At 51.1% G+C, this 25,975-nt stretch carries 23 protein-coding genes; 4 read left to right on the top strand and 19 right to left on the bottom strand.

The window, feature by feature from the left end; translation table 11 throughout:
- Nucleotides 1-63 precede the first annotated feature (63 nt).
- The 9 genes from cmk to gyrA form a co-directional block, all read right to left on the bottom strand.
- Nucleotides 64-789 (bottom strand): (d)CMP kinase, encoded by a 726-nt coding sequence (gene cmk, locus ACGHM3_RS09805; RefSeq protein WP_390518029.1) that lies wholly within the window; start codon nucleotides 787-789, stop codon nucleotides 64-66.
- A 124-nt stretch (nucleotides 790-913) separates the two neighbouring features.
- Complete coding sequence (gene pyrF / locus ACGHM3_RS09800; RefSeq protein ID WP_345418992.1) at nucleotides 914-1,645, bottom strand: orotidine-5'-phosphate decarboxylase; 732 nt, start codon at nucleotides 1,643-1,645, stop codon at nucleotides 914-916.
- 147 nt (nucleotides 1,646-1,792) lie between these two features.
- Nucleotides 1,793-2,098 carry a ComEA family DNA-binding protein gene (locus ACGHM3_RS09795; RefSeq protein WP_345418988.1) on the bottom strand — a complete coding sequence of 102 codons (306 nt, stop codon included), beginning with the start codon at nucleotides 2,096-2,098 and terminating at the stop codon, nucleotides 1,793-1,795.
- Nucleotides 2,099-2,324: 226 nt separating this feature from the next.
- Complete coding sequence (gene cysN, locus ACGHM3_RS09790) at nucleotides 2,325-3,749, bottom strand: sulfate adenylyltransferase subunit CysN (RefSeq protein WP_345418985.1); 1,425 nt, start codon at nucleotides 3,747-3,749, stop codon at nucleotides 2,325-2,327.
- Nucleotides 3,749-4,660, bottom strand: a complete 912-nt coding sequence (cysD, locus tag ACGHM3_RS09785) for a sulfate adenylyltransferase subunit CysD (RefSeq protein WP_345418982.1) — start codon at nucleotides 4,658-4,660, stop codon at nucleotides 3,749-3,751. The genes cysN and cysD overlap by 1 nt, the downstream gene beginning before the upstream one ends.
- A 100-nt stretch (nucleotides 4,661-4,760) precedes the next feature.
- Nucleotides 4,761-6,968, bottom strand: a complete 2,208-nt coding sequence (locus ACGHM3_RS09780) for a bifunctional prephenate dehydrogenase/3-phosphoshikimate 1-carboxyvinyltransferase (RefSeq protein ID WP_345418979.1) — start codon at nucleotides 6,966-6,968, stop codon at nucleotides 4,761-4,763.
- 40 nt (nucleotides 6,969-7,008) lie between these two features.
- Nucleotides 7,009-7,611 carry an adenylyl-sulfate kinase gene (gene cysC, locus ACGHM3_RS09775; RefSeq protein ID WP_345418976.1) on the bottom strand — a complete coding sequence of 201 codons (603 nt, stop codon included), beginning with the start codon at nucleotides 7,609-7,611 and terminating at the stop codon, nucleotides 7,009-7,011.
- A 95-nt stretch (nucleotides 7,612-7,706) separates the two neighbouring features.
- On the bottom strand, nucleotides 7,707-8,825 hold the full coding sequence (gene pheA, locus ACGHM3_RS09770; protein WP_345418973.1) for a prephenate dehydratase: 1,119 nt from the start codon (nucleotides 8,823-8,825) through the stop codon (nucleotides 7,707-7,709).
- A gap of 116 nt (nucleotides 8,826-8,941) precedes the next feature.
- Nucleotides 8,942-11,533, bottom strand: a complete 2,592-nt coding sequence (gene gyrA, locus ACGHM3_RS09765) for a DNA gyrase subunit A (RefSeq protein WP_345418970.1) — start codon at nucleotides 11,531-11,533, stop codon at nucleotides 8,942-8,944.
- A 368-nt stretch (nucleotides 11,534-11,901) separates the two neighbouring features.
- Here gyrA and ACGHM3_RS09760 point away from each other — a divergent pair, with 368 nt between their 5' ends.
- The 4 genes from ACGHM3_RS09760 to ACGHM3_RS09745 are packed head-to-tail and all read left to right on the top strand — an operon-like array spanning nucleotide 11,902 to nucleotide 15,486.
- On the top strand, nucleotides 11,902-13,266 hold the full coding sequence (locus ACGHM3_RS09760) for a TRZ/ATZ family hydrolase (protein WP_345418967.1): 1,365 nt from the start codon (nucleotides 11,902-11,904) through the stop codon (nucleotides 13,264-13,266).
- Nucleotides 13,267-13,321: 55 nt separating this feature from the next.
- The gene (ubiG, locus tag ACGHM3_RS09755; RefSeq protein WP_345418964.1) at nucleotides 13,322-14,023 is read left to right on the top strand and encodes a bifunctional 2-polyprenyl-6-hydroxyphenol methylase/3-demethylubiquinol 3-O-methyltransferase UbiG; all 702 of its coding nucleotides are present in this window, start codon (nucleotides 13,322-13,324) and stop codon (nucleotides 14,021-14,023) included.
- The gene (locus tag ACGHM3_RS09750) at nucleotides 14,023-14,688 is read left to right on the top strand and encodes an HAD-IA family hydrolase (RefSeq protein ID WP_345418961.1); all 666 of its coding nucleotides are present in this window, start codon (nucleotides 14,023-14,025) and stop codon (nucleotides 14,686-14,688) included. The genes ubiG and ACGHM3_RS09750 overlap by 1 nt, the downstream gene beginning before the upstream one ends.
- A gap of 42 nt (nucleotides 14,689-14,730) precedes the next feature.
- The gene (locus tag ACGHM3_RS09745; RefSeq protein ID WP_345418958.1) at nucleotides 14,731-15,486 is read left to right on the top strand and encodes a YciK family oxidoreductase; all 756 of its coding nucleotides are present in this window, start codon (nucleotides 14,731-14,733) and stop codon (nucleotides 15,484-15,486) included.
- 263 nt (nucleotides 15,487-15,749) lie between these two features.
- Here the strand turns inward: ACGHM3_RS09745 and ACGHM3_RS09740 are convergent, their stop codons facing one another.
- From ACGHM3_RS09740 to cheY, 10 genes are all read right to left on the bottom strand, one after another.
- Complete coding sequence (locus tag ACGHM3_RS09740; protein ID WP_345418956.1) at nucleotides 15,750-16,283, bottom strand: DUF2802 domain-containing protein; 534 nt, start codon at nucleotides 16,281-16,283, stop codon at nucleotides 15,750-15,752.
- A gap of 15 nt (nucleotides 16,284-16,298) precedes the next feature.
- A complete protein-coding gene (locus tag ACGHM3_RS09735) occupies nucleotides 16,299-16,784 on the bottom strand; it encodes a chemotaxis protein CheW (RefSeq protein WP_345418953.1) in 486 nt (161 codons plus the stop codon).
- A gap of 151 nt (nucleotides 16,785-16,935) precedes the next feature.
- On the bottom strand, nucleotides 16,936-18,330 hold the full coding sequence (locus ACGHM3_RS09730; protein WP_390518023.1) for a chemotaxis protein CheW: 1,395 nt from the start codon (nucleotides 18,328-18,330) through the stop codon (nucleotides 16,936-16,938).
- A 17-nt stretch (nucleotides 18,331-18,347) separates the two neighbouring features.
- Complete coding sequence (locus ACGHM3_RS09725; RefSeq protein WP_345418947.1) at nucleotides 18,348-19,247, bottom strand: ParA family protein; 900 nt, start codon at nucleotides 19,245-19,247, stop codon at nucleotides 18,348-18,350.
- 24 nt (nucleotides 19,248-19,271) lie between these two features.
- Entirely contained in the window at nucleotides 19,272-20,396 is a 1,125-nt protein-coding gene (motD, locus tag ACGHM3_RS09720) for a flagellar motor protein MotD (protein ID WP_345418944.1), read from the bottom strand.
- Between the two features lie 3 nt (nucleotides 20,397-20,399).
- Entirely contained in the window at nucleotides 20,400-21,143 is a 744-nt protein-coding gene (locus tag ACGHM3_RS09715; protein WP_345418941.1) for a flagellar motor protein, read from the bottom strand.
- A gap of 61 nt (nucleotides 21,144-21,204) precedes the next feature.
- The gene (locus tag ACGHM3_RS09710) at nucleotides 21,205-22,293 is read right to left on the bottom strand and encodes a chemotaxis response regulator protein-glutamate methylesterase (protein ID WP_345418938.1); all 1,089 of its coding nucleotides are present in this window, start codon (nucleotides 22,291-22,293) and stop codon (nucleotides 21,205-21,207) included.
- A gap of 48 nt (nucleotides 22,294-22,341) precedes the next feature.
- Nucleotides 22,342-24,690, bottom strand: a complete 2,349-nt coding sequence (locus tag ACGHM3_RS09705; protein ID WP_345418935.1) for a chemotaxis protein CheA — start codon at nucleotides 24,688-24,690, stop codon at nucleotides 22,342-22,344.
- Between the two features lie 51 nt (nucleotides 24,691-24,741).
- Complete coding sequence (locus tag ACGHM3_RS09700; protein WP_345418932.1) at nucleotides 24,742-25,536, bottom strand: protein phosphatase CheZ; 795 nt, start codon at nucleotides 25,534-25,536, stop codon at nucleotides 24,742-24,744.
- Between the two features lie 19 nt (nucleotides 25,537-25,555).
- A complete protein-coding gene (gene cheY, locus ACGHM3_RS09695) occupies nucleotides 25,556-25,939 on the bottom strand; it encodes a chemotaxis response regulator CheY (protein WP_345418930.1) in 384 nt (127 codons plus the stop codon).
- Nucleotides 25,940-25,975 lie beyond the last annotated feature (36 nt).

The following is a 25,975-nucleotide window of genomic DNA, read 5'->3' as shown; positions in this document are numbered from 1 at the left end:
TTCCGCTTGGTGTTGTTATAGACCAAGAACCCGCAAGGCATATTCTTGAACTGCGGAAGGAGCTCAACTGAGTTGTATTTTTAACCTAATATACTCTAACGCTTTGTCGTATACTTCGTCCAGTGACAAGTCACTGCTATCGATTACAAGCGCATCAGGAGCTGCCACAAGCGGGGAAACACTGCGATTGCTATCGTTTTCATCCCGCGCCTTAATGTCCGCCAGAATCTTATCGTAGTCCGCTGCAAGGCCTGCATCTTCAAGCTGCTTCATACGGCGATCAGCGCGAGTTTCTGCCCTTGCCGTCAAAAAAATCTTTGCTTCTGCTTGCGGGAAAATCGTAGAGCCCATATCTCGACCATCCGCAACCAATCCCGGAGCTTTTACAAAGTTACGCTGGCATTCTACGAGCGCTGAACGCACTGAAGGAAATGCAGCCACTCTGGAGGCAGCCATACCAATATCTTCCTGACGTAGCGCAGCACTAACATCCTGGCCGTTCAGCATTACCGCCACCCCATCCCCTTTAGGTATGAAGGATACGTCCAACTGCTTGCTAATATCTGCAACCTGCTGCTCGTCGCTGTCATCAACGCCCAACAACTGAGCCGCTAGAGCACTCAAGCGATACAAGGCGCCACTTTCCAGCAGATGAAACTTAAGCGCTTTCGCCAGCCACAGGCCCAGGGTTCCTTTACCGGCGCCACTTGGCCCGTCTATGGTTATTACAGGTATCGACAATGTATTGATCCAAAATGGGGTTAAAGAGTTTGCACCCTGAAACGGCATCCCTGTCGCCTCACGACGTTGAAGTAAAAAGCGCGGCGCTCTAATTCATAAAACTCGATAGCTGGCGCCATCGAAAAGCGTGACTCACTCCTGTGCCACGCTAGTACTCGATTACATTACAGAGTTAGCTAATAGACGAGATAATTTGCTGGCAGGCAAGCTTTGGCTCTGGTGCCTGAGTAATGGGCCGGCCAACAACCAAATAATCACTGCCCATACTGATAGCCTGCTCTGGCGTTGTGATCCTAACTTGGTCGTTTGCATCGCTTCCGGCAGGCCTGATACCAGGAGTGACGGTTACGAAATCGCGACCCAATTGCTGCTTGATTTGCTGGGCTTCCTGAGCGGAGCAAACCACTCCGTCCAGGCCACTCTTTTGCACCAATGCAGCTAATTTCATTACCTGCTGCTCTGTGCTAACGGTTAAACCCAAGCTGGCTAGATCATCGCCAGACATACTGGTAAGGACAGTTACACCGATCAATATTGGCGCGCGCCCACTAACGCCTGTCAGGACATCTTTTGCGGCAGCCATCATTTTTTCGCCGCCACTGGCATGGACATTGACCATCCACACACCCAGCTCTGCAGCGGCCTTGACAGCTTTAGCACAGGTATTCGGTATATCGTGGAATTTCAGATCCAGAAACACCTCAAATCCCATAGTCTGCAGACCCTCAACAACAGCCGGGCCCGCAGCGGTAAATAGCTCTTTACCAACTTTGACCCGGCATTGCGATGGGTCCAGGAGCTTGCCCATGGCTAGCGCATCTTGCGCGCAATCGTAATCCAACGCGACAATAATTTGCTTTGTGGCTGACGAAGCATTGCCACCGGCTAAGGAGGAATTTGACATTTGTTTGTACTACTAAGGACGAGATACGGGTGGGGAGCCTACCACTTCAGCTAGCGTTAAGACAAGATTGGACAAAAATTTGCGGAAGATATAACGAATGGTTACATTGAAAACGCGCCCGATAACACCAATTACCGGGCTTTTTACTTAATTTAAGCTGATTTTAGCCTTGTTTTTCTCAACGATAGACGGGCCTATACCCTTAACTTCCTCCAACTCTTCCACATGCTGGAAGCCTCCGAACTCCTCTCGCCAAGCGACAATCGCCTCCGCTTTAGCCGGGCCGACGCCGGTCAGCGCCTCGGATATCTCTTGCGCACTGGCACTATTAATATTAATCGCATTGGGCGCCTCTAGCACGGCATCCGGCTCTGCCAGAACTATTTGCGGAGCAGCCGTCAAAATAAACAACGCCGATATAAATGCGAATGTCCAAGCTTTTAATGATTTCATCCTTAAATCCTCTTTATTGGTAAAAGATAACAGCAGGACAAATATTAGCGATGACTAAAGAATCACCACAGTGGCAAATCGATTAAATTTATATCAGCATTGACGCACAAACGTATGACAAACTTGGAGGGAAAAAAGATAAACTTGGGACTATCCCAACTAGTACCAAGCGTGAGCTCTTTGGGGCTCAGATACTTAATACCAGCTGGGATAAAAGGACGAGAACTTACTTAATCAGCTTAGAGATATCCTCGGCACCCCAATGCGGGAAATGCTTGCGGATCAAAGCGTTAAGCTCGATTTCGAACTCTGAAACATCACTGCTAGATAGCGTCATTTTGGCCTCGGCTAGGGTTTCCATAACCATCCCAGCACCAACCGTAATATTGCTCAGACGATCGATTACAATGAAACCACCCGTTGCACGATTTTGCTGATACGGATCCACCGCCACATCCTGGCTGAGAGTCACGTTAACCACTGCGATATCATTCAACTCGAGGGTTTCGCCCGGGCTAGGCTCCTGGGTGTTCACATCGATTTTATAATCAACCACTTCTACCTGGCCGGCGGTAGCTTTGCTCGCAAACTTGAACAAATACTGCTTGCCGGGCTGCAAAGCAGCTTCAGACATCCATACCATATGGGCTTTTAGGTGATTGCTCAGGCCTACCTCGTCCTTGGCTAAAACGATCATATCGCCGCGGCTGATATCGATTTCGTCTTCCAACGTGATGGTAACCGCTTGGCCAACAAAGGCGTAATCCAACTCGCCATCGTAAGTCACGATGCTTTTAACCTTGCTCTTTTTACCGGAAGGCAGAGTTTTAATTTCGTCACCAACGCGAACTACGCCAGAGGCAACAGTACCGCAGAAACCACGGAAATCGAGGTTAGGTCGGTTAACGTATTGCACCGGGAAACGGAAATCGGTGGTATTTTTGTCGTTTGCTATCTCGGCGGTTTCCAAGATTTGCATCAAGGTTTTGCCTTTGTGCCACGGCGTATGCTCGCTCACGTTTACAACGTTATCACCATCTAGCGCCGAAATAGGCACAAACTGGATGTTTTCCAAGCCCAGCTCTTCGGCAAATGGCTTGTACTCAGCTTTAATTTCTTCATAGCGCTGCTCGCTAAAATCCACCAAATCCATCTTATTGATAGCAACAACGATGTGCTTAATACCCAACAAAGAGGCGATATAGCTGTGACGACGGGTTTGCGTCATAACACCATGGCGCGCGTCGATAAGAATAATGGCCAAATCACAGGTAGAAGCACCTGTTGCCATGTTACGAGTATACTGCTCGTGCCCTGGGGTATCAGCGATAATAAACTTGCGCTTATCAGTGGAGAAGTAACGGTAGGCAACGTCAATAGTAATACCCTGCTCACGCTCTGCTGCCAAACCATCTACCAGCAGTGCTAGGTCGATTTTTTCGCCTGTGGTGCCGTGCTTGGAGCTATCGGCTTGCACTGCCGCCAGCTGGTCTTCGAAAATCATTTTTGAATCGTGCAGCAAGCGGCCAATCAACGTACTTTTACCGTCGTCTACGCTACCGCAAGTCAAAAAGCGCAACAGTTCTTTGCGCTCGTGCTGATCCAAATACGCGTTAATATCTTCTGCGATCAAGTCGGATTGATGTGACATTAGAAGTAGCCCTCCTGCTTTTTCTTCTCCATGGAGGCCGCGCTATCGTGGTCAATCACTCGGCCCTGACGTTCTGATGTTGTGGTTAACAACATTTCTTGAATAATCTCTGGCAGAGTGGCCGCTTCGGACTCAACTGCACCAGTCAGTGGGTAACAACCTAAGGTACGGAAACGCACCATTTTCTCTTCCGGTACTTCGCCTTCGCTCAATGGCATACGATCGTCATCCACCATGATCAAAGTGCCGTCACGCTCCACCACTGGACGCTTGGCGGCAAAATACAATGGAACCAAAGGAATGCTTTCTAGGTGGATGTACTGCCAAATATCCAGCTCAGTCCAGTTGGATAGCGGGAATACACGAATGCTTTCGCCTTTGTCGACTCGGCTGTTGTAGATATTCCACAGCTCAGGACGCTGGTTTTTCGGATCCCAGCGGTGGTTTTTATCACGGAAGGAGTACACACGCTCTTTAGCGCGAGATTTTTCTTCGTCACGACGAGCGCCACCAAAGGCCGCGTCGAAACCATGCTTATCTAGGGCTTGTTTCAGGGCCGCAGTTTTCATTACATCGGTGTGCTTGGCACTGCCGTGGGTAAAGGGGCCAATGCCCATGTCTACACCTTCTTGGTTGGTGTGAACGATCAACTCCATACCAATTTTCTCGGCCATTTCATCCCGGAACTTGATCATTTCCTTGAACTTCCAGGTGGTGTCCACGTGCATCAATGGGAAGGGAGGCTTGCCTGGGTAAAAGGCTTTTAGCGCCAAATGCAGCATTACCGCAGAGTCTTTACCAATGGAATAAAGCATGACTGGTTTGTCAAACTCTGCAGCCACCTCACGAATGATGTGGATACTCTCCGCTTCCAATTGCTTTAGGTGAGTAAGATTAAAATCAATAGTCATAGTGCATTACAGCCCTAGTTTGCGTCTTAAATTTGAGTTGTGCCGAGGCACATCCTGATTTATGTAACCCTTATTACAAAACTCGCTCAGATTGCCCGTATTATAAGGTTTGCTCTTCAATCTGCATTCCAACCTGTTGCGCTAACGAGACAAAGCCTGGGAAAGACGTGGCCACATTTGCACAATCGTGGATGCGAATCTCTTCGCTTGCGGCCAACGAAGCTACGGCAAACGCCATGGCAATCCGATGGTCATGGTGGGTAACGATGTCGCCGCCACCCATAGCACCGCCTTCGATGATCATGCCATCTGAAGTTACGGTGGCTTTTACGCCTAAGGTGGTTAAACCGTCGGCCATTGCTTGAATACGGTCGCTCTCTTTCACTCTGAGCTCCTCGGCACCTGTCAGTACCGTTGTGCCCTCAGCACAAGCAGCCGCCACAAACAGAACAGGGAATTCATCGATGGCCAAAGGAACTTGATCCTCGGGTATACTAATTCCCTTTAATGGCGAGTATTTCACGGTGATATCGGCCACCGGCTCGCCTCCTACCTCGCGCTCATTGCTGAGTGTGAGATTCGCACCCATCGCCCGCAGAATATTGACCACCCCGATGCGCGTTGGGTTAATACCTACGTGCTCCAAGGTCAAGTCAGAACCCGGGGTAATAGCAGCTGCCACCATGAAAAACGCGGCAGAAGAAATATCTGACGGCACATCAATCTGGGTGGCGGTGAGTGTACCACGGCCTTTTAAACTGACCTTAGCATCTTCGGTTTTAACCTCATAACCGAATCCCCGTAGCATACGCTCGGTGTGATCTCGTGTCGGTGCTGGCTCGACCACCGAGGTTTCCCCTTGAGCATAGAGCCCGGCCAAAAGTACACAGGATTTGACCTGAGCGCTAGCCATGGGCAGATCATAGTGCATTGCAGTGGTATGGCCGGCACCATGAATGGTAATCGGCGGCCTACCGCCCTCCTCAGTATCCACTTTAACGCCCATGGCGCGCAGCGGATCGGCAACCCGTTTCATCGGCCGCTTGCTAAGCGACTCGTCGCCGGTGAGGGTAGCTGAAAAGGTTTGCCCGGCTACGATTCCGGCCAGCAGGCGCATGGAAGTGCCAGAGTTACCCATATTAAGCGGCTCGGTGGGGGGTTTTAAGCCGAATAAGCCAACCCCTTGAATGGTAACTTTGCCATCTACGGGGCCCTTGATATCGACCCCCATATTGCGGAATGCAGACAGTGTAGCTAAGGCATCAGCGCCTTCTAAAAAGCCAGTTACCTCGGTGGTTCCCACAGCCAATGAACCCAGCATAATTGAACGATGGGACATGGATTTGTCGCCTGGCACACGAATAGTACCCTTGACCTCGCCGCCAGGTTGCAGGCGGTAGTTGATTACTTTTTGCATTTTTGCTTCTCGAGTGCGGTGACTGATCATCCGAGAGAAATAGTCTCTAGACGATTTGGCCCGCGTGAACAGTTCTTTGATTGCTTGACCGTCCCTGGCGATGATCGCCGTGCGCAATTGCGCGATGTTATCTGTCAATAAGTCGAGCGAACGAACAATAGCGTCGCCGTTGGCACACATAATATCGTGCCACATGGTTGGATCGCTGGCCGCGATTCTTGTGAAGTCGCGGAAGCCGCCGGCCGCGTACTTGAATATGTTGTCGTGTTCTTCATCCCGAGCTAAGGAATCAACCAACGCATAAGCCAAAAGATGCGGCAAATGGCTAGTTGAGGCCAGGACTTGGTCGTGCTCTTGCACCGACATATCCACCACTTCGGCACCCGTCATACGCCACAAGTGCCGCACCCTGCGTAAGTGATCCTCACCCGTGCTCTCGGTGGGAGTCACTATCACCTTGTGGGTCCGATATAGATATGGATCCGCCGCTGCGACACCACTTTGTTCGGAGCCGGCAATGGGATGCCCCAAGACCACCTGCGAGGGAATACAACCATAAGCGTCCTGTACAGCTTCTAGTACAGAACCCTTAACACTGGCGGCGTCTGTCACCGTTACGTATGGGCTGACTAGCTCTGCACACTGCTGAAGAATATTGGCAACTGTTAGCGTCGGCGTGGCGATAAATACCACGTCCCCCTCGCCTAATTCGGGGGCCACCTCAGCAATGGAAGACACGGTTCGGTCGACAATACCTAACTCCACCGCCTCCTTGGCCGCGGACTCACGCCGTACCACTCCGATGTATTCATAGGGCAGTTTGACTCGCTTTAAGGCAGCCGCAAAGCTGCCGCCAATCAAGCCAACACCGACAATGACAAGTTTATTCAACAACAGTTACCAATATGACGATTTAATTATCAGGCTAGACTTACAACTTGGGGATAATGGATTGGCTTTCTAGGTAAGCCATCACTTGTGATACGGCTTCTGGAATGCCCAATTCGGCAGTATTAACGCAAATTTCCGGGCTATCTGGCTCCTCATAGGGAGAATCGATACCAGTAAAATTCTTTATGTTCCCTTCTCTCGCCTTTTTATACAGGCCTTTAGGGTCGCGCTCTTCACAGACTGATAGAGGTGTTGCTACAAACACTTCAATAAACTGTCCATCATTTACCAGCTCACGAACCATTTGACGGTCTGAGCGAAACGGCGATATGAAGGCACTCAGTACGATCAAACCAGAATCGACGAACAGTTTGCTCACTTCGCCGATTCTACGGATATTTTCAATACGATCCTCATCGCTAAAACCCAGCTCTTTGTTCAAGCCATGGCGCACATTATCACCGTCCAGTAGATAAGTGTGGCGATCACGTTTGAACAGCTCGGCATCGACGGCATTGGCCAGTGTCGATTTGCCAGCACCACTTAACCCGGTAAACCAAAGCACGCAGGGCTTTTGATTCTTTTGCGCAATGCGCTGCTCGTGAGTTACGTTGTGGTCATGCCACTTGATATTGGTGCTCATGCTTTCATCCTTTAATGTTGACTGCAGTCCTGGTGGTCCGTTGCAAGCGCCTATTATGCACTAGATCAGCGTACTTTCTATACCCATATAGAATTTTATAAAACCGCTTTTGGATAAGAGCCCAGAATTTTCAGGTCAGAGGCACATCCATGCACTTTGGCTAATGCTTGTTTGACGCTTTCTTGCTCAACATGGCCGGTAAAGTCGATGAAGAACACGTAACTCCACACCCCTGTTTTAGACGGGCGAGTCTCAACTCGAGTAAGATCCACTCCAAATTCTTCGAACGGCTGCAACAGGCTGTGTAGCGCCCCCGGCTCGTTTTTCATCGCCACCATGATGGAGGTTTTATCATCGCCGCTGGCAGGCACAGCCTCTGCACCAATAATAAGGAAGCGAGTAGAGTTATCTGGCTGATCTTCGATCTTTTCACTCAACATGGTTAGGCCATACTGCTGGGCGGCTAATTCTCCAGCGATAGCCGCAGAGTGCCACTCACCTTTAATTCGGCGCGCCGCCTCTGCATTGCTGTTCACGGCTACCCGCTCAGCCAACGGGTAATGAGTATCTAGCCACTGACGACACTGCGCCAAAGACTGCGAGTGCGAATAGATCCGTGTGATGCCATCTAATTTAGTGACATCGGATATCAACAGATTCTGATGAATGCGCAACTCAACCTCACCACAAATCTTTAAGCCTGAGGTCATAAAGTTATCTAAGGTATGGTTTACCACGCCCTCGGTAGAGTTCTCCACCGGCACCACGCCGTACTGCACAACCCCAGCTTCCACCTCACGGAAAACATCGCCAATAGCGGGCATGGAGCGGGTCATCGCCGAGTGGCCAAAATGCTTGAGCGCAGCCTGCTCGGTAAACGTACCCTCTGGCCCCAAATAGGCCACGGAGGTAGGTTTTTCCAACGCCAAACACGCGCTCATCAGCTCGCGAAATAACCGAGCCAATTCCTCATCATGCAATGGCCCCTTGTTTTGCTCCATGATTCTGCGCAGCACCTGGGCTTCCCGCTCGGGGCGGTAGTAGACAACCTCTTCTCCGGGCTGAGCAAACTGGTGTTTAACCTGCGCAACCTGCTGGGCTAAGCCGGCGCGCTGGTTTATCAGCTCGGCAATTTGAAGGTCTAGGGCGTCTATATTGTCGCGCAGCACACCCAGCTGGGCCTGCTCGGTTGAACTGGATTCACTTTCAGACACGGTTCGTTTTCCGCTGGTTGGTTAACTGGGGGCGACGGCATTGTAGCGCCAACCGACCACGCAGTGAGCCAGTTGGCGAAAATACAGCCGCAAATTGAATCATTTTTTACCAGGTTTTACTCGCCTTCGGAGTTCGGGCTGGGTTCTTCACCAGAGGACTGCTCATCCTCCTCTCCTTCCGATGAATCCTCAACTCGCTGAACACCCACGATGTGCTCGCCTTCTTTTACCTTGATCAGGCGCACACCCTGGGTGTTACGACCGGACAGAGAAACCTCATCGCCACGCGTACGCACCAATGTACCTTGATCAGAGATCAGCATGATGCCATCGCCATCATAAATCTGCACGGCACCGGTTACTGAACCATTACGTTCAGACACTGCCATGGCAATAACGCCCTGGGAACCACGACCTTTAGTGGGGTATTCCGAAACTTCGGTACGTTTGCCATAGCCGTTTTCACTGCAGGTAAGGATTTTTCCACCTTCCGCAGGAATCACCATGGCGATCACTTTGTGATCTTCGGGCAAACGAATACCGCGCACGCCACGAGATGTACGGCCCATGGCCCGCACATCGGTCTCTTTGAAGCGTGCGGCCTTACCAGCCGAGCTGAACAACATCACGTCGGATTCGCCGTCGGTAATAGCTGTGCCTACAAGGTGGTCGCTTTCATCCAACGCCAAAGCAATTAAGCCGTTGCTTCGCGGGCGTGAGAACTGGCTCAGCGGGGTCTTTTTGACGGTACCGTTGGCGGTGGCCATAAAGATATATTGGTCTTCAGAATACTCGTTAACCGGCAATATGGAGGTGATTCTCTCACCTTCATCCAGATTGAGCAGGTTGACCATTGGCCGGCCTCTCGATTGGCGACCAGCCACAGGAATTTGGTACACCTTGAGCCAGTAGACCTTGCCAGCACTGGTGAAGAACAGCAGCGTAGTATGGGTATTAGCAACCAACAGGTGCTCAACGAAATCTTCGTCTTTCACCGCCGTTGCCGCTTTACCCATTCCGCCACGGCGTTGTGCTTGATAGGCATCTAAAGGTTGGGTTTTGGCATAGCCACCGTTGGAAATGGTCACCACACGATCTTCTTCGGTGATGAGATCTTCCATACTGAGATCGGACATGGAGCTTTGAATATCGGTACGGCGCTCGTCGCCATAGGATTCCAAGATCTCTACCAACTCCTCCTTAATAACAGCCATTAGCCGCTCTGGATCACCAAGAATTTCAAGGTACTCAGCGATTTGCTTAAGCTTTTCTTCGTATTCTGCCAGAAGCTTATCGTGCTCCATGCCAGTTAATCGGTGCAGCCTAAGATCCAAAATAGCCTGGGCCTGGGCCGGCGACAGGAAGTACTCGCCGTTGACAACACCAAACTCTTTGCCCAACCCCTCAGGGCGACAAGCATTGGCTCCGGCACGCTCAAGGAATTGTGCCACGTTACCAATTGGCCAACCTTTAGAGATTAACCCCTCTTTTGCATCGGCCGGTGTGGCTGAGCTTTTGATCAGCTCAATCAGCGGGTCAATGCTGGCGATAGCAATCGCCTGACCTTCAAGAATGTGGCCGCGTTCTCGCGCTTTGCGCAATAAGTAAACCGTGCGACGGGTAACCACAGAACGGCGGTGCAGAAGGAAGTAGTCCAGCAGTTGACGCAGGTTCAACAGTTTTGGCTGACCATCCACCAACGCCACGGTATTGATACCAAAAACACTTTGCAGCTGGGTTTGCGCAAACAAATTGTTGAGCACAACCTCGCCGACTTCACCGCGCTTAAGTTCAATCACCACACGCAAGCCGTCTTTATCAGACTCATCACGCAACTCTGAGATACCTTCGATTTTTTTCTCTTTCACCAGCTCAGCAATACGCTCAATTAACCGAGCTTTGTTCAACTGGTAGGGAATTTCGTGCACGATGATGGTTTCACGATTGGATTTTTCATCCTGCACAATTTCGGTTTTGGCACGCACATAGATGCGACCTTTACCGGTTCGGTAGGCCTGCACAATACCGGCACGGCCGTTAATAATGCCGCCTGTGGGGAAATCCGGGCCGGGAATAATTTCCATCAATTGATCAATATCGATGGAGCTATCTTCAATCACGGCCAAGCAGCCTTTGATGACTTCGCGCAGGTTGTGCGGAGGAATATTCGTGGCCATACCCACGGCAATACCCGAAGCGCCATTGACCAACAAATTGGGCACGCGAGTGGGCAAGACCTCTGGTATGAGTTCGTTGCCGTCGTAGTTTTCAACAAAGTTAACCGTTTCTTTATCGAGGTCAGACAGAAGCTCGTGAGCGATTTTTTCCATGCGAATTTCGGTGTATCGCATGGCAGCCGCGGCATCGCCGTCGATGGAACCGAAATTGCCCTGACCATCCACCAGCGTGTAGCGCAGTGAGAACGGCTGAGCCATGCGCACAATAGTGTCGTAAACAGCGGAGTCACCGTGTGGGTGATATTTACCAATTACATCACCGACAACCCGCGCAGATTTCTTATACGGCTTGTTGAAATCGTTTTTGAGTTCACTCATGGCGAACAAAACTCGGCGGTGCACTGGCTTTAGGCCGTCGCGCACATCGGGCAACGCCCGACCAACGATAACGCTCATGGCGTAGTCGAGGTACGACTGTTTTAGCTCGTCTTCGATATTGACGGGATAAACTTCTCTAGCAATCTCGGCCATAAATGGTCGCCTAGCTCCGGTTTGAATGATAGTTCCTGGCTATGTTCTCTGAGTGAGCGATATTCACGCAACTCATGTAAACATACAGGCCAAAATTGGCCAAAGGCACAGATAAAAGCAGTAAATAGATCTCAGCAAGCGTTTAATTGCACACTAAACGTACAACCGCTAACAGTTGCCCTTACGCAGCGTTTGAACGCCCGCCATCACAGCACAATGGCGGCGAATAGTACCATAAAATCAGTAAGATACGCACACGCTTTAATGCTCCTGCAACGCGCTTTGGCTATAATTGGCGGGCAACGATTTAAGCTAAGCAAAACGCCACTGGAAACCGCCGCTAGCTCGGCCTCAAGAGCCTCTAAACAATGTCCAACGCCAATCAATCTAAGCCTGCCAGTTCACCCGCCAATGCCCGTGTGGATTGGGTCATCCATGCCCGCTGGATTGCCACTGTGGACGATGCAAACACAGTACTAGAAAACCACGCACTGGTGGTCAAAAACAGCAACATCATTGAGCTGCTGCCATCAGCGGATGCAGAACAAAACTATACCGGCGAAAATACGGTGAACTTGGATCAACACCTGGTACTCCCAGGCCTAGTGAACGCCCATTGCCACGCGGCCATGGCGTTGCTGCGCGGATTTGCCGATGACCTGCCCCTGCAAACCTGGCTAGAGCAGCACATCTGGCCGACCGAAGGCCGGCATGTCGCACCCCAGTTTGTCTACGACGGCAGTTTGATTGCGATTGCCGAAATGATTCGCAGCGGCACAACTTGCTTTGCCGATATGTACTTCTTTCCGGAGCAAACCGCACAGGCGGCCACAGAGGTAGGAATGCGGGCGCACCTAGCACCGCCGGTGTTTGATTTCCCCAGCAACTGGCAAACTGGCCCAGAGCAGTATTTGAGCGCCATTGCGCAGTTGAGCGAGAACCAGGCATCGAACCCCTTGCTAAGTACTGCCATCGGCCCCCACGCGCCTTACACGGTTAGCGATGATACATTTAAGCAAATAACCGCCGCCCAAAAGCAACTGGACTGCGGGCTGCACATACACGTTCATGAAACCGCCCAGGAGGTCATCGACAGCCAGTCGCAGCACGGCCTCAGACCGCTGGCTCGATTAGCCCAACTGGGCGCTCTAGGGCCCAAAACCCAATGCGTTCATATGACGCAAATCAACGACGCTGACCTTGAAGCTCTCCACCAATGGCAACCCTCAGTGGTGCATTGCCCCAAATCCAACATGAAGCTTGCCAGTGGCTTTTGCCCGGTACACAAACTGATAGAAGAAGGCATAAATGTAGCCCTAGGCACCGACGGTGCCGCCAGCAACAACAATCTGGATATGATCAGTGAAATGCAATTCGCAGCGCTGCTCGCCAAACCCGTTAGCGGCAAGGCCACTGCCATCAGCGCCCAGCAGGCACTACGCATGGCCACCATCAATGGCGCCAAAGCGCTAGGTTTGGACGGCCTAATCGGCAGCCTGGAAAAAGGCAAGCAAGCGGATATCACCGCCATTAGACTCGATCATTTAAGCCAAGCCCCGGTATACTCTCCGCTTTCTGCCCTGGTGTACGCCAGCAGCGGCCGGCAAGTAACTGACGTATGGATTGCTGGCGAGCAGCAATTGGCCGCAGGCCAGTTGATAAAATTGGCCACCGATGAGCTACGTGCCAGGCAACAGCGATGGCTAAACGTCATCGCGGGCGATGCTCAATAAGCCAGGCCGAGCCCGGTGAAGGCCGCCAACACAATGTTTAGGGAAACAACCGACAATGACCAATGCCGACCAAAGTGAGATAGCCAAGTTTGATGCCAGCGCAGATCGGTGGTGGGATCTCAATAGTGAATTCAAACCGCTGCACGACATCAACCCTTTGCGTTGCAACTATATAGAAGCCATCCAACCTGTGGCCGAGCTGAAGTTACTCGACGTGGGCTGCGGCGGCGGCATTTTGAGTGAAGCCTTAGCCCTGCGAGGAGCCAAGGTGACCGGCATTGATTTGGCGGAGCAGGCCTTGGAAGTGGCGAAGTTACACGCCCTTGAGAGCCAAGTTGACATCAACTACGTAAAGTCCTCGGTGGAAGATTTCGCCGAGCAAAACAGCAACCAGTTTGACGTTGTTACCTGCTTAGAAATGCTAGAGCATGTGCCAGAACCAGAAAGCGTTATTGCGGCCCTTGCACACTTAGTCAAACCCGGCGGCCAGGTATTTTTGTCCACCATAAATCGCAACCCAAAATCATACGGCATGATGATTGTTGGCGCTGAGTACATGCTGAAAATGGTGCCTAAGGGTACCCACAACTACCAAAAATTTATCCGCCCCAGTGAACTGGCCGCCATGGCCCGTGCAGCTGGTCTGCAGGTGAATGATGTTACCGGCATGGTCTACAACCCTCTGTTAAAAAACTATAAGCTCAGCGACAACGACGTGGACGTTAACTATTTAATGCACTTAACTAAGCCCGCCTGATGAATCTGGAAGCGGTTTTATTCGATTTAGACGGCACCTTGGTGGACACAGCGCCAGATTTTATCGCCGTGCTTAATGCCATGCGCGTGGATCACCAGCAAGATCCACTGCCCGAGAGCACCATTCGCAACACCGTGTCCGGGGGTGCCAGAGAAATGGTGAAACTTGCCTTCGGCGGCCAGCCAGGTGAACCCAAGTTCGACCATCTGCTGCAAGAGTTTTTGCAGCGCTATGGCGACTGTGTTTATTCTGGGCAGTCCAAATCGGTATTGTTTCCCGGTTTTGATTCTCTGCTCGCAACCTTTAGTGCCCAGGGAATTGCCTGGGGCATCGTTACCAACAAACCGGCCCGTTTTGCCGAAGCATTGATGCCGTCGCTGAACATCACACCGGCGAGTTTAGTCTGCCCAGACCACGTGCGCGAACCAAAACCAGCACCAGAGGCCCTGCTGCTTGCTTGCCAACAACTCCAAGCAGAACCTTGCCGCACGATTTACCTCGGTGACCACGAGCGCGACATTGTCGCCGGCCGCAATGCCAACATGGTGACCATTGCCGTAGCCTGGGGTTATTTTGACGAGCCCGACCCACTAACCGCCTGGCAAGCCGACCACTTGGTACACACCACTCAACAGCTTCAACAGCTATTACCCACCCTGTTCTAATCAAGAGCTACAGCCACTCATTCAGCACCCGACGAAGACACCATGAAGACATTGCCAGAAAACTACCAACCATCAACGGACTGCCTTAAAGACAAAGTCATTGTCGTTACCGGCGCAGGCGACGGCATTGGCCGCGTGGCAGCACTCACCTACGCCCAGTACGGAGCCACGGTGGTACTGCTTGGCCGCACTATCGCCAAGCTCGAATACGTGTACGACGAAATCGAAGCCCTGGGCAACCACAACACGGCAATCTACCCCATTAATTTTGAGGGAGCGGTGGATAAAGATTACGAAGACATGGCCATAAAGCTAGAGCAGGAATACGGCCGAATTGATGGGTTGTTGATCAATGCGGCTATCCTAGGGCCGAAAACGCCGATCAGCAATTACAGCGTGGATTCCTGGCAGCAAGTGATGCAGATCAATTTGAATTCGCCGTTTATGATGCTCAAGGCGCTGGCGCCATTGTTGGAGAAATCCGGCAACGGCAGCGTGATAACCACCAGCTCTAGTGTTGCACTGCAAGGGCGCGCCTTTTGGGGAGCCTATGCTGTGTCGAAATCGGCCTTGCAAAACCTTACAGAGATACTGGCAGCGGAATGGGATGGGACTATTCCAGTTCGCATTAACAGCATTAACCCAGGCGGCACCCGCACCAGTATGCGAGCGGCGGCCTACCCTGCGGAGAATCCCGCCAGTGTGCCTGCACCAGAGGACCATATGCCACTGTATGTGTATTTAATGGCCGACGATAGCGAAAATGTTTCTGGTGAATATTTCAACGCGCGCCAGTAAAAAAATGGGCAATACAAAAGTAAAAAAAAGCTGTGCGAGTTTCCTCGCACAGCTCAATAGTAACAACAAACTTTAAATTCTTTTCTCGCCGGCCGTTTTTAGCTATTTTTCGTTTGCCCGCTGTTTCGAAAATGCCAGTAGCGGTGCGTACTTTAGGTCAACCTTAGATACTGCGTTTATCGCAGCGAGTGTTTAAGCCACAGTGTTTGCACTCTTTGAATCGCGCCTTTCGCAACGGCGAACACTCTGGTTGAAATTAAAAACTAACTCGCGATTTTGGTTTTGTTCTGCACCAGTGCCATTAGCTCTGCCTCAGCGCGGGTCAAGCCACAGCGACGAGCGACTTCTTCGGAATCCACGCCCTGCTCAAACAAGCTGGATGCATTACTCAAAGAGCTTGCAGGTTCATTGGTGCGCGCGGCAGAAACCGCATCGGCCAGTAACGCCTCAACAGCTTGTACTTCGTCTGATTCAATGTGTTCCGTCTGAACTTCTGGCTGCACAGGCGCAGGTGGTACAGTCAAGCTGACAGGGGCTGCGGCCGGTGCTTTTTGCGCCTCCAGCATTGGGTCTTCAGCCAGGGCTCGCAAACGCTGCTCAAACATCTGCAGCTTCTTATCCGTGCTCATGTGGCTGAGGTAGGTGATTTGCCCTTCTTTCTCGATAGAAGATGCGTTCTTCTCTAGCTCTTGTTCCAGAAGGACAAATTGCCGCCACAACACCACATTACCAATTAACGCCAACGCTGCAACAACTGCGATAACCACTAGATAGATTGATAAGGTAGAAATGTCCACGACGGCCTCCAAAAGTTAAACGTCTTCGAGCTCAGCCCACTCACGTTCAGTAAGCAGTTTATTAAGCTCAATTAAAATTAATAATTCGTCATTTTTATGACACACGCCCTGAATAAACTTGGCACTCTCTTCGTTACCCACGTTAGGTGCAGTTTCGACCTCAGACTGACGCAGGTACACCACCTCGGCCACACTATCGACTAAGATGCCAATGACGTGTTGGTCTGCCTCAATGATCACGATTCGCGTGTTGTCCGTGATCTCTCCGGGCGTTAAGCCGAAGCGATTACGAGTGTCGATTACAGTGACTACATTACCGCGCAGGTTAATAATGCCAAGCACATACGGCGGAGCACCCGGTACCGGCGCTATCTCTGAGTAACGCAGCACCTCTTGCACTTGCATTACATTTACGCCGTATGTTTCCCCCGCCAAATGAAAAGTTACCCACTGCAATATTGGATCTTCACTGGCTTTGGTTTTACTGGTATTGGTGGCCATTTTTTATTCCCACAGAAATCGACTGTCAAAATCTCAACAAACTTCTGCTTTCACTGTAGTTCACGAACAGTAAAAGCACCATTTATGCCAAACTAATAGAGAGCGCTTAGCAGCTCCCCTTTAATAGTCTTCGGCTAGAAGGCGAGATTATTTAGCGGCAGTTTTTATCTTCTTTTGCCAGTATTTCACCCAGCATAGGCACGTCTATCAACGCGCACATGTGTTCTCTAATGGTTCCGGCCAGCCAGGGGCGTTGTGATCGAGCGCCGCGCCAATTTACTGACGCCGGCTCCAAAGCGATGGGCTGTTTGACTTCATCTACCGCCAAGCCCCAGGGGAAGCCATCAATGGTAATGACAAAGCGGTAATTTTGACGAAACTCTGGCTGGTAGCGTTCGCGCATCACGAAAAGCGCGGTGTCGACACACCGTATTTTACCGAGCTTAGAAGGCATAACCCCCATAAACCAATCCGCCTGGCCAAACAACGGCGTTAGGTCATCGTTGATTTTTTGAATTTGCCCCAGAGCAACCAGGGGTACAGCTAGAGTTAACTGGGAAACCGAAAACAGCAGTACATCAAACCGGTTTTGTGCCCAAACCGGTCGGCCATCTTGCCATTGGTTGTTAAGCCCTGTGGTTGTATCGGCCGCTGCGGTTTGCGTGGCCACCCCGGTCACGGTTTGGGCTGGCTCCACTGGCTTAGCTGGCGCGACAGTTTTTATCTTAGGCGTGACCGTTTTGACTTTGGGCGCCAGCGCCACCTTGGGTGGTGCAGCCTTGGGCGGCGCCAATGGTACTGCGGGAGCGGGAGCTGGCGCTATAATCTCTTTAACCAGATCAGGTTGTTGTGGCACAGCCACCGTAAGTGCACTCTGAGCCTGTAAAGTAGAGTCACGCAGCAGTTTTTCTACCCGCTGCTTACGCGCAAGCAACTCCAAATACTCGGCATTTAGCTCCTCCATGGGCGTTATCGAGCGAGCAGCTTGCTGCTCTCGCTGGGACATCACTGGCGGCGGCGTTGGTGCGGGTTCTGGTACGGGTTCTGGTACGGGTTCTGGATCTGGTTCTGGCGAGGGCTCTAACTCTGGTGTAAAAGAGTCGTGATCACTGGAATTAGGCGATAGGACAGTTTCCTCACCAATATCATCCAGGGGAAAAGTAGCTGAGCTACTGGCTACCGTCTCAGGCCAGCTGGCCTGGCAAGCCATAGTCAAAGTTTCTTTGTGAGCCTGGGCAAGATCGTTTTCATCGCTTTCACCTTGAGTATTTTCCGTAATGATATCCCCGGTGGCAATATTGTCGTTGGTGATATTGTCGGTTTTGTCACTTTCTGCGACATCAGCCTCAGGCTCCACCACGGTCCTTCTCGTTTCTTGCGCGGTGTGTTTTTCAATAAAAGACTGTTGCTGTGGTTTTTCTACCGCAGCCTTTTCACTGTCAGATGCCTGCATTTCTTGGGCGTTGCTAAGCTCTTCTTCATTGCCATGGCCTGCCTCTCCCAATAGATCATCCATATAGGAAAGCAGCCAATTGTCGCTCTTCACACTGTCTTTTGGTAACACTACGCGCCTGCCACTGCACCAAAAGATGAAGTGACATCCGAAGGTAATACTTCATTAAGCTGGAATTGCCTCAACAGAGAACGGTAGGCCGTTACCGCACGGCCTTGGGGGTCGTACAAATGTGGTGGCACTCCCGCTTTACTGGCGTCGCGTAAGCGAGTATCAACCGGTATTTTCCCAGCCCAGGCGTGCTCACTGAAGTCATTTTTAATTTGCCGTAGGCTTGCCATGGAAGCCTGGGTACGACGATCAAACATGGTGGGCACAATCAAATAAGGTAGGGCCTTTTTACGTGAGCGCCCCAACATATTTAAAGTGTGTACCATGCGCTCTAAGCCTTTAATGGCAAGAAACTCAGTTTGCACAGGAATAATAAGTTGTTCGCAGGCGGCCAAGGCGTTGATCATTAACACGCCCAACAGCGGCGGGCTGTCGATCACCATAAGATCGTAACGATCGCTGATTAATTCCGCTGTTTTTGCAACCACCAATCCCAGACCATCCTTGCCAATTGCTTGACGCTCCAGTGTTGCCAGTGCGGTGGACGCGGGAATGAAATCCATGTTTTCGTATTTCGTACGATGGATAACATTGCCAACCGCTGAGGGTGTGAGTATTTTGCTTTTTTCAAATAAGGTGTACGTGGACTCTGTACAGGTGTCTGCGTTCTCGCCAAAGTAGCTGGTTAACGAGCCGTGTGGATCCAAATCCACCATGAGGACGCGCTTGCCTTTCTCGGCGGCAAGACCGGAAAGACTGACTGCTGTGGTGGTTTTACCAACACCACCTTTTTGGTTCGCTACCGTCCAAACTAACATATTGACCTCGGCTTTATCGATTACTGCGTCAATTTTAAAACTGTCGCCGTGCTTGCCGTTACTAAGGCAAAAACCGTGCAAATTTTTAATTCCTGGCCAACGGATCTACTCAGGTGTTCGAATTCTGTTTAAGTCCGGGTCGCTGGTAAATAATATATTGCCGTCTTTTAATCGCACAGGCTCAATAGGCTCGCCAGAATTGGTCGCAGCAGGAGTTTTCTGAGGATTAGTAATGGCTTGTGCCTCGGAAAACGCCTGGCGGATACTGGGCTTAACCGGTGCCGCTCCTAATGCAATCAGTTGAGCATTTTTCTCTGTAGCAGAGAGAGCATCGTTGGTAAGAATTTCAGTTTTCTGCTGCTGGAAGAAACGGTAGGCACGATCTTGCTCCAGCATTTGCTGATAACGCTCTTTGGCAATTCGAACGACAACCCGGCGGTTTTTTGCCCGTCCTTGCGCGGTTGTGTTATTTGCCACTGGCTTGAATTCACCGTAACCGATGGCCGCCATTCTCCTGGGCGCAACACCGCCCTGGGCCATAATTTGAACCACCACAGAAGCTCGGGCTGACGACAACTCCCAATTGCTGGGATAAGCCGGTGTATCAATGGGGATATTATCGGTATAACCACTGACTTCTATAGCGTTGTGATAGGGCTTTAGCACTGCGGCCAATTGATCGAAAATGGTTTCTGCGGCAAAGCTGGGCTCTGCACTGGCCGGGCCAAATAGCGTGTTGGCGTTGAGGTCAATATCCAACCAAAATTCCGTTTCATGCAGTGTCATTATTTTTTCAGATAACAAATTGGCAAACCGATTCTCTAAGGCTTGCTCAATGTCGTTAAAATTTTCATCGGCGCCAGAATCCGGTATGGCACCGCTGGCCACTTCGCTGTTAGCGCTAGGAAGGTCGGACTCCTGGCTAAAAGCCCCGCTGCCGTCGCCCTCTCCCTCCAGAGATTGCTCACTTTGAATCTCCTGGCCGGCGATGGGTGTGGTAGTCACCGCCAGCGATTGCTCACCCACCTGAATGGGCTCCAACGTTTTTTTAGGTTCATGAAATACGTCCACTAAGGTATCCGACAGCACTCGGAATTTTGCTTCGTTGACTTGGGATACAGAATACATCACCACGAAAAAGGCAAACAGCAGGGTTATAAAGTCAGCGTAGGAAACCAACCACCGCTCGTGGTTAACGCTAATTTGCGGCGCACGTCTGGAATGAATCATGGCCTAGTCCGTTAGGTAGCCGTTGAGCTTTATTTGAATGATCTTGGGGTTCTCGCCCTCGGCGATACCAATGATGCCATCGATAATAAGCTCTTTGAAACGGGATTCCTGGCCAACGCAGATTTTAAGCTTATTGGCGACGGGCAATAACAATAAATTGGCCAAGGCAACGCCATAAATGGTAGCTACAAAAGCGATAGCAATGCCCGGGCCCAATTGCGCAGGGTCCGCCAAGTTTTGCATCACATGGATTAGCCCCATAACAGCACCAATGATGCCCACGGTGGGTGCATAGCCACCCATGCTTTCATAGAACTGAGCGGCCTGCAGATCCCACTGTTCTTTTTGAATGACATCGTTTTCCATCACACGACGAATGTCTTCGGCGTCGGCACCATCGATAAGCAGGAGTAAACCCTTTTGCGAGAATTCGTCGGGTTCGCGCTCGGCAATATCTTCCAAGCCCAGTAAGCCCTCGCGACGGGCAGCGTCGGCCCACTGAACAATTTTATTGATGCCCGCCTCATAGTGGTAGACTGGGGGGTGAATAACCCAGCGCAGAATATCCCAGGCGCGTTGGAGATTTTCCATGGGCGTTTGTAAAATAGCCGCCCCCAAGGTGCCACCAACCACTACTAAAGCTGCTGGTCCATTAACCAAGGATTGCCAGCTGCCGCCTTCCAGGAAATTACCCCCCAGCAGCGCTGCAAATCCTATTATCACACCCAAAAAACTGAGCTTATCCATCCTTACCTACCAACGGGTGAAAGAACGACTTCGGAGGGGATATAACGTGAAGGATCTGCGCTTAACAACTAAACGCAGTTTTGAGAGTCTTGCAGATATCGTTAAGATTCAAGACTCGATCCGACAAGTTTGCCTTTGCAACAGCCATGGGCATGCCGTAAATCACACTGCTGTCTTGATCTTGAGACCATACCAGACCGCCCTGCTCTTTAACGACGCGACAACCTTGACAGCCATCACTACCCATTCCAGTCAATACCATCGCTAAAAACGCCGATTGGTAATTGTTTGCCGCGGATGCAAAAGTAATATCCACCGAAGGCTTATAATTTAATCGGTCATCCCCTGGCATAATTCTTAGCCTCGATCGATCCTTGGCGTCCACTAACATTTGTTGGCCGCCAGGCGCGAGGTATGCGCTACCAGGCGCTAAAGACATACCGTCCTCAGCGAGATGTACGCGAATGTTGCATTGACTGTCTAATCGCTCGGCAAATGCGCGAGTGAAGCTTTCCGGCATATGTTGTATGAGTAATATGGGTACCGGAAAATTTGCTGGTAGATGCCGTAGCACCTCCAGCAGTGCGACTGGGCCACCGGTTGAAGCACCGATACCCAGAATTTTTTTTCGCCCCAACAGCGTTTCAACCCGTCTTATTGGCTGAACCGATGCAGATGGCTTTTTTGTTGTGTTTTCGAAGCTTTTAAGAGCTTGATTTTTCTGAACCGGAAGCGAGGCTTTTACGGTTTTTTCAGGTTTAGCAACCGCCAGTATTTTCTCGTGTAACTTCGCCTTTAAACTGGCGGACTGACGAGACACATCAGCGAAATTTTTGGGCAAAAAATCAACCGCCCCCACGTCCAGTGCATCCAGCGTAACCCGAGCACCATCGTAGGTTAAAGACGAAAGCATGAGTATGGGCCTTGGGTTGGTGGCCATTATCTCACGTACGGCCGTTAACCCATCCATAAACGGCATTTCGTAATCCATGGTGATTACATCTGGCTTTTTGGCTGCGGCCAACTCGATGGCCTCACGGCCATTGGTGGCTACGCCGCACACCTTTAGGTGGGGATGTTCATTAATTATTTCGGCTAAGCGACGGCGAAAAAAGCTGCTGTCATCTACCACCAATACATTAATAGGCATCGACGTAAAACCCTAAACGTATCTCTTCGCTGACGGACATAACGTTAGCTACGCGGCGTTGCCTACGTAACGTTTTAACATCGACGGCACATCCAAAATCAGAGCAATGGTGCCGTCACCGGTTATGGTCGCGCCGGCCATTCCTGGGGTTCCATGAAGCATTTTACCAAGCGGCTTAATCACCACCTCTTCTTGGCCAATCAGTTGGTCCACCACAAAGCCGACGCGTTGAGTGCCCACTGATACAATCACAACGTGGCCTTCCTTCGGCTCGCTATAAGGGCATGATGGCACTAACCAATGTTTCAAATGGAAGATTGGGATAGCTTTCTCACGAATAGTAATGCATTCCTGGCCATCTACCACGTTGGTTTTGGTCAAATCCATGTGGAAAATTTCGTCCACATTGACCAGCGGTAAAGCGAAGGTTTGGTCTTCCAGCATGATCATCAGCGTTGGCATAATGGCCAACGTCAACGGCACTTTGATATCGAAGCGAGTGCCTTCGCCCATTTGCGAATGGATCTCTATGGTGCCATTGAGCTGGGTGATTTTGGTTTTAACCACATCCATACCCACGCCTCGGCCAGAGACGTCGGAGATTTCTTTCTTGGTTGAGAAGCCCGGCGCAAAAATTAAGGCAAAGGCTTCTTGGTCCGATAGTCTGGCTGCTGCATCTTCATCGCAAACGCCTTTTTCCACCGCGATACCACGCAGCTTGTTGGCATCCATACCACCGCCATCATCCGTTATGGATAGCAGAATATGATCGCCCTCTTGCTGCGCAGAGAGGATCACTTTACCCATGCGCGGCTTGTTGTTTTGCTCGCGTATTTCCGGTAACTCGATACCATGGTCCACGGAGTTGCGCACCAAGTGAACCAATGGATCGGCCAGTGCTTCCACTAGGTTTTTATCCAAATCGGTTTCTTCGCCCACAAGCTCCAGCGCGATTTCTTTCTTTAGATTACGCGCCAGATCTCGCACCACGCGTGGAAAACGACCAAACACTTTCTTGATCGGTTGCATCCGCGTTTTCATTACAGCGGATTGTAAATCGGCTGTGACCACATCCAGGTTAGACACGGCTTTGGACAGAGTCTCGTCACTGCGTTCATCGCCCAGGCGAACCAACCGATTGCGAACCAATACGAGTTCGCCAACCATATTCATGATGTCGTCTAGGCGTTGAGTATCAACGCGAACCGTCGCTTCGGCCGCGGCTGCGCCGCTGTCTTTGCCGGGCGGCGTGGGCGCTTTCACTGCAGGCGCGGCGGGCTTGGCGCCACCGGACACTGCCTTTAATTCGGGTTTGCCTGGGGCCGGTTTTGCAGCGGGAGAAGAACTAGCCGCAGGTTTGGCCGGCGGTACCGCCGCTGGCGGTGGCGTTGGTGTAGTAGGAGCTGGCTCCACCGGCGGTACAGATGAGGTTTGCTGCGCAGCGGGAGGTGGCGTGCTGGCGGCTGGCGCTCCAGCAGTCGGCCCCTTACCTTTACCGTGTAATTGATCGAGTAGAGCCTCGAACTCGTCGTCGGAAATATTATCACTGCTGGGCGCAGCAGCTGCTGGTTCAGCGTTGGCTGCGGGCGCGGGCGTGTCACCGGCTCCGGGCGCTTGGCCCTCACCATGCAGCTGATCTAAAAGGGCTTCAAACTCGTCTTCAGTAATAACATCATCGCCAGCGGCCGCCGGAGTAGCCGGAGCAGCTTCTGGTTCGGGAATCGCACCGGTCTCGTCACTTGTAGCAGGCGCGGTTGCCCCTGGGCCTTTGCCCTTACCGTGTATCTGATCGAGTAAATCCTCGAACTCATCTTCGCTGATGTCGCCGCCGGCACTGCCTGGTGCGCTTTGAGTTACTGGCGGCTCTACTGCAGACGCAGGTTCGCTTTCGATGTTGTCCAAAAGGTTTTCAAAATCGGCATCGCTAGTGTCAGCAGCAGGTGTAACTACTATTTCAGCTGCAGGCTCTACCGCGCTCGCTTCAGCAGGCTCACCATCGGCGGAGATATCTTCACCGGCAACTAGACGCTCGAGTAGTTTAATAATCGCCGGGTCTGCAGGCGTTGGCTCCTGGCGGGATTGAATCTCTTGGAATTGACTGTTGACGGTGTCCAATGACTGCAACACCACGTCCATTAATTCCGGCGTCACATCGCGCTGGCCGTTACGAAGAATATCGAACAAGTTTTCCGTTACATGGCAGCAGTCCACCATGGCATTAAGCTGTAAGAATCCCGCACCACCCTTTACCGTGTGAAAGCCACGGAAGATTGCATTCAGCAAATCTTTGTCGTCAGGACGCTGCTCCAACTCCACCAGCTGCTCGGAAAGTAATTCGAGAATTTCGCCTGCCTCGACTAGGAAGTCCTGCAGTATCTCTTCGTCATCACCGAACATTCAATGTTCCTCTAACCTATTACCGTTTGTTTAGTTCTTTAAACATCGGCATCAAAAACCCAAGCTTGAGAGCAGATCGTCTACTTCATCTTGGTTTTTAACGACATCGTCACGTTTGTCGGCGTGTATCTGAGGGCCTTCTCCGCTAGAGTCTGATGTTTCGTTCTTGTTCTCATTGATATCGGCGGTTGAATCAAAACCTGCAATATCTTCTACGTGGCCCGCGATTCGAACCAGATTGACCAGCTCAGTTTCCACATCCGAAACCAAACCAATGACCTTTTTCAGTACTTGGCCAGTTAGGTCCTGATAACCCTGCTCTAGAATAATTTCTTGCAGGTTTCTGTTCAGTTGTTCAGCGCCACCTTCAATTTTTTCCAAAAATTGATCCATGCGATAGTACAAAGCGCTGAATTCTTCAGCGTCCATTTCCCGGCGCTTAATCCGGCTCCACTCCTGGCGCAAGGCCTGAGATTCGCTACTCAAGGCATCGGCGATCGGCGCCGACGCCTCAACTTTATCCATGGTTTTATCAGCGGCAGTTTGTGTTAACTCTAAAACGTAGTGCAACCTGTCACTGGCATCGGTCATTTGAGAGCGATCGCTGGGCGCCTTGGCCTCGGACTGGCCGTCTACATTAAAATTGACAATCGCGCTGTGCAGGGCACGCGTTAACCGCCCAACGCTGTTAAAAACTAGGTTGTCACGGGAGTGGTTGAGTTTGGAGATAACTTCGCTGGCTTGTAAATACTCATCGTTATTGAGTTTTTCAACCAAGGTACTGGCACAGGCACGAAGTTCGGCAATAACCTCGTCCGTGCCGGGATCAACAGGATGTGAATCCATAGTAGGTGTCTACTCCAACTTAGCTCACACGCTCAAAGATTTTCTCGATTTTTTCTTTTAGCGCTTGGGCGGTGAAAGGTTTAACTACGTAACCGTTAACGCCACACTGTGCCGCCTCTACGATTTGTTCGCGTTTCGCTTCAGCCGTGACCATCAATACCGGTAACGCATTTAGCCTTTCGTCGGCACGTACCTGTCGCAGTAACTCGATTCCGGTCATACCAGGCATATTCCAATCGGTAACTAAAAAGTCGAAGTCACCGTTTTTCAGCATGGGCAATGCCGTTTGTCCATCATCGGCCTCCTGGGTATTGGTAAAACCCAGATCGCGCAACAGGTTTTTAATGATCCGCCTCATAGTTGAAAAGTCATCAACGATGAGGATTTTCATATTTTTATCCAATGTAACCTCCATAGGCCCTGGTAGGGGAACTGATCA

Origin of the sequence: Halioxenophilus aromaticivorans, from assembly GCF_042850945.1 — a bacterium.
GTDB lineage: Bacteria > Pseudomonadota > Gammaproteobacteria > Pseudomonadales > Cellvibrionaceae > Halioxenophilus > Halioxenophilus aromaticivorans.
Note: the sequence above shows the minus strand (reverse complement) of the source record. Positions and strands in the feature narration are given on the sequence as shown.

What these genes read in the sequence shown, in the direction of transcription:
- ACGHM3_RS09745 (WP_345418958.1), top strand. Translation starts at nt 14,731, where the DNA reads ATGAAGACATTGCCAGAAAACTACCAACCATCAACGGACTGCCTTAAA.
- ACGHM3_RS09705 (WP_345418935.1), bottom strand. Translation starts at nt 24,690, where the DNA reads ATGTTCGGTGATGACGAAGAGATACTGCAGGACTTCCTAGTCGAGGCA.
- cysC (WP_345418976.1), bottom strand. Translation starts at nt 7,611, where the DNA reads ATGAGCACCAATATCAAGTGGCATGACCACAACGTAACTCACGAGCAG.
- ubiG (WP_345418964.1), top strand. Translation starts at nt 13,322, where the DNA reads ATGACCAATGCCGACCAAAGTGAGATAGCCAAGTTTGATGCCAGCGCA.
- cmk (WP_390518029.1), bottom strand. Translation starts at nt 789, where the DNA reads ATGCCGTTTCAGGGTGCAAACTCTTTAACCCCATTTTGGATCAATACA.
- ACGHM3_RS09795 (WP_345418988.1), bottom strand. Translation starts at nt 2,098, where the DNA reads ATGAAATCATTAAAAGCTTGGACATTCGCATTTATATCGGCGTTGTTT.
- ACGHM3_RS09750 (WP_345418961.1), top strand. Translation starts at nt 14,023, where the DNA reads ATGAATCTGGAAGCGGTTTTATTCGATTTAGACGGCACCTTGGTGGAC.
- ACGHM3_RS09715 (WP_345418941.1), bottom strand. Translation starts at nt 21,143, where the DNA reads ATGGATAAGCTCAGTTTTTTGGGTGTGATAATAGGATTTGCAGCGCTG.
- motD (WP_345418944.1), bottom strand. Translation starts at nt 20,396, where the DNA reads ATGATTCATTCCAGACGTGCGCCGCAAATTAGCGTTAACCACGAGCGG.
- cysN (WP_345418985.1), bottom strand. Translation starts at nt 3,749, where the DNA reads ATGTCACATCAATCCGACTTGATCGCAGAAGATATTAACGCGTATTTG.
- ACGHM3_RS09760 (WP_345418967.1), top strand. Translation starts at nt 11,902, where the DNA reads ATGTCCAACGCCAATCAATCTAAGCCTGCCAGTTCACCCGCCAATGCC.
- ACGHM3_RS09700 (WP_345418932.1), bottom strand. Translation starts at nt 25,536, where the DNA reads ATGGATTCACATCCTGTTGATCCCGGCACGGACGAGGTTATTGCCGAA.
- gyrA (WP_345418970.1), bottom strand. Translation starts at nt 11,533, where the DNA reads ATGGCCGAGATTGCTAGAGAAGTTTATCCCGTCAATATCGAAGACGAG.
- cysD (WP_345418982.1), bottom strand. Translation starts at nt 4,660, where the DNA reads ATGACTATTGATTTTAATCTTACTCACCTAAAGCAATTGGAAGCGGAG.
- ACGHM3_RS09735 (WP_345418953.1), bottom strand. Translation starts at nt 16,784, where the DNA reads ATGGCCACCAATACCAGTAAAACCAAAGCCAGTGAAGATCCAATATTG.
- pyrF (WP_345418992.1), bottom strand. Translation starts at nt 1,645, where the DNA reads ATGTCAAATTCCTCCTTAGCCGGTGGCAATGCTTCGTCAGCCACAAAG.
- ACGHM3_RS09710 (WP_345418938.1), bottom strand. Translation starts at nt 22,293, where the DNA reads ATGCCTATTAATGTATTGGTGGTAGATGACAGCAGCTTTTTTCGCCGT.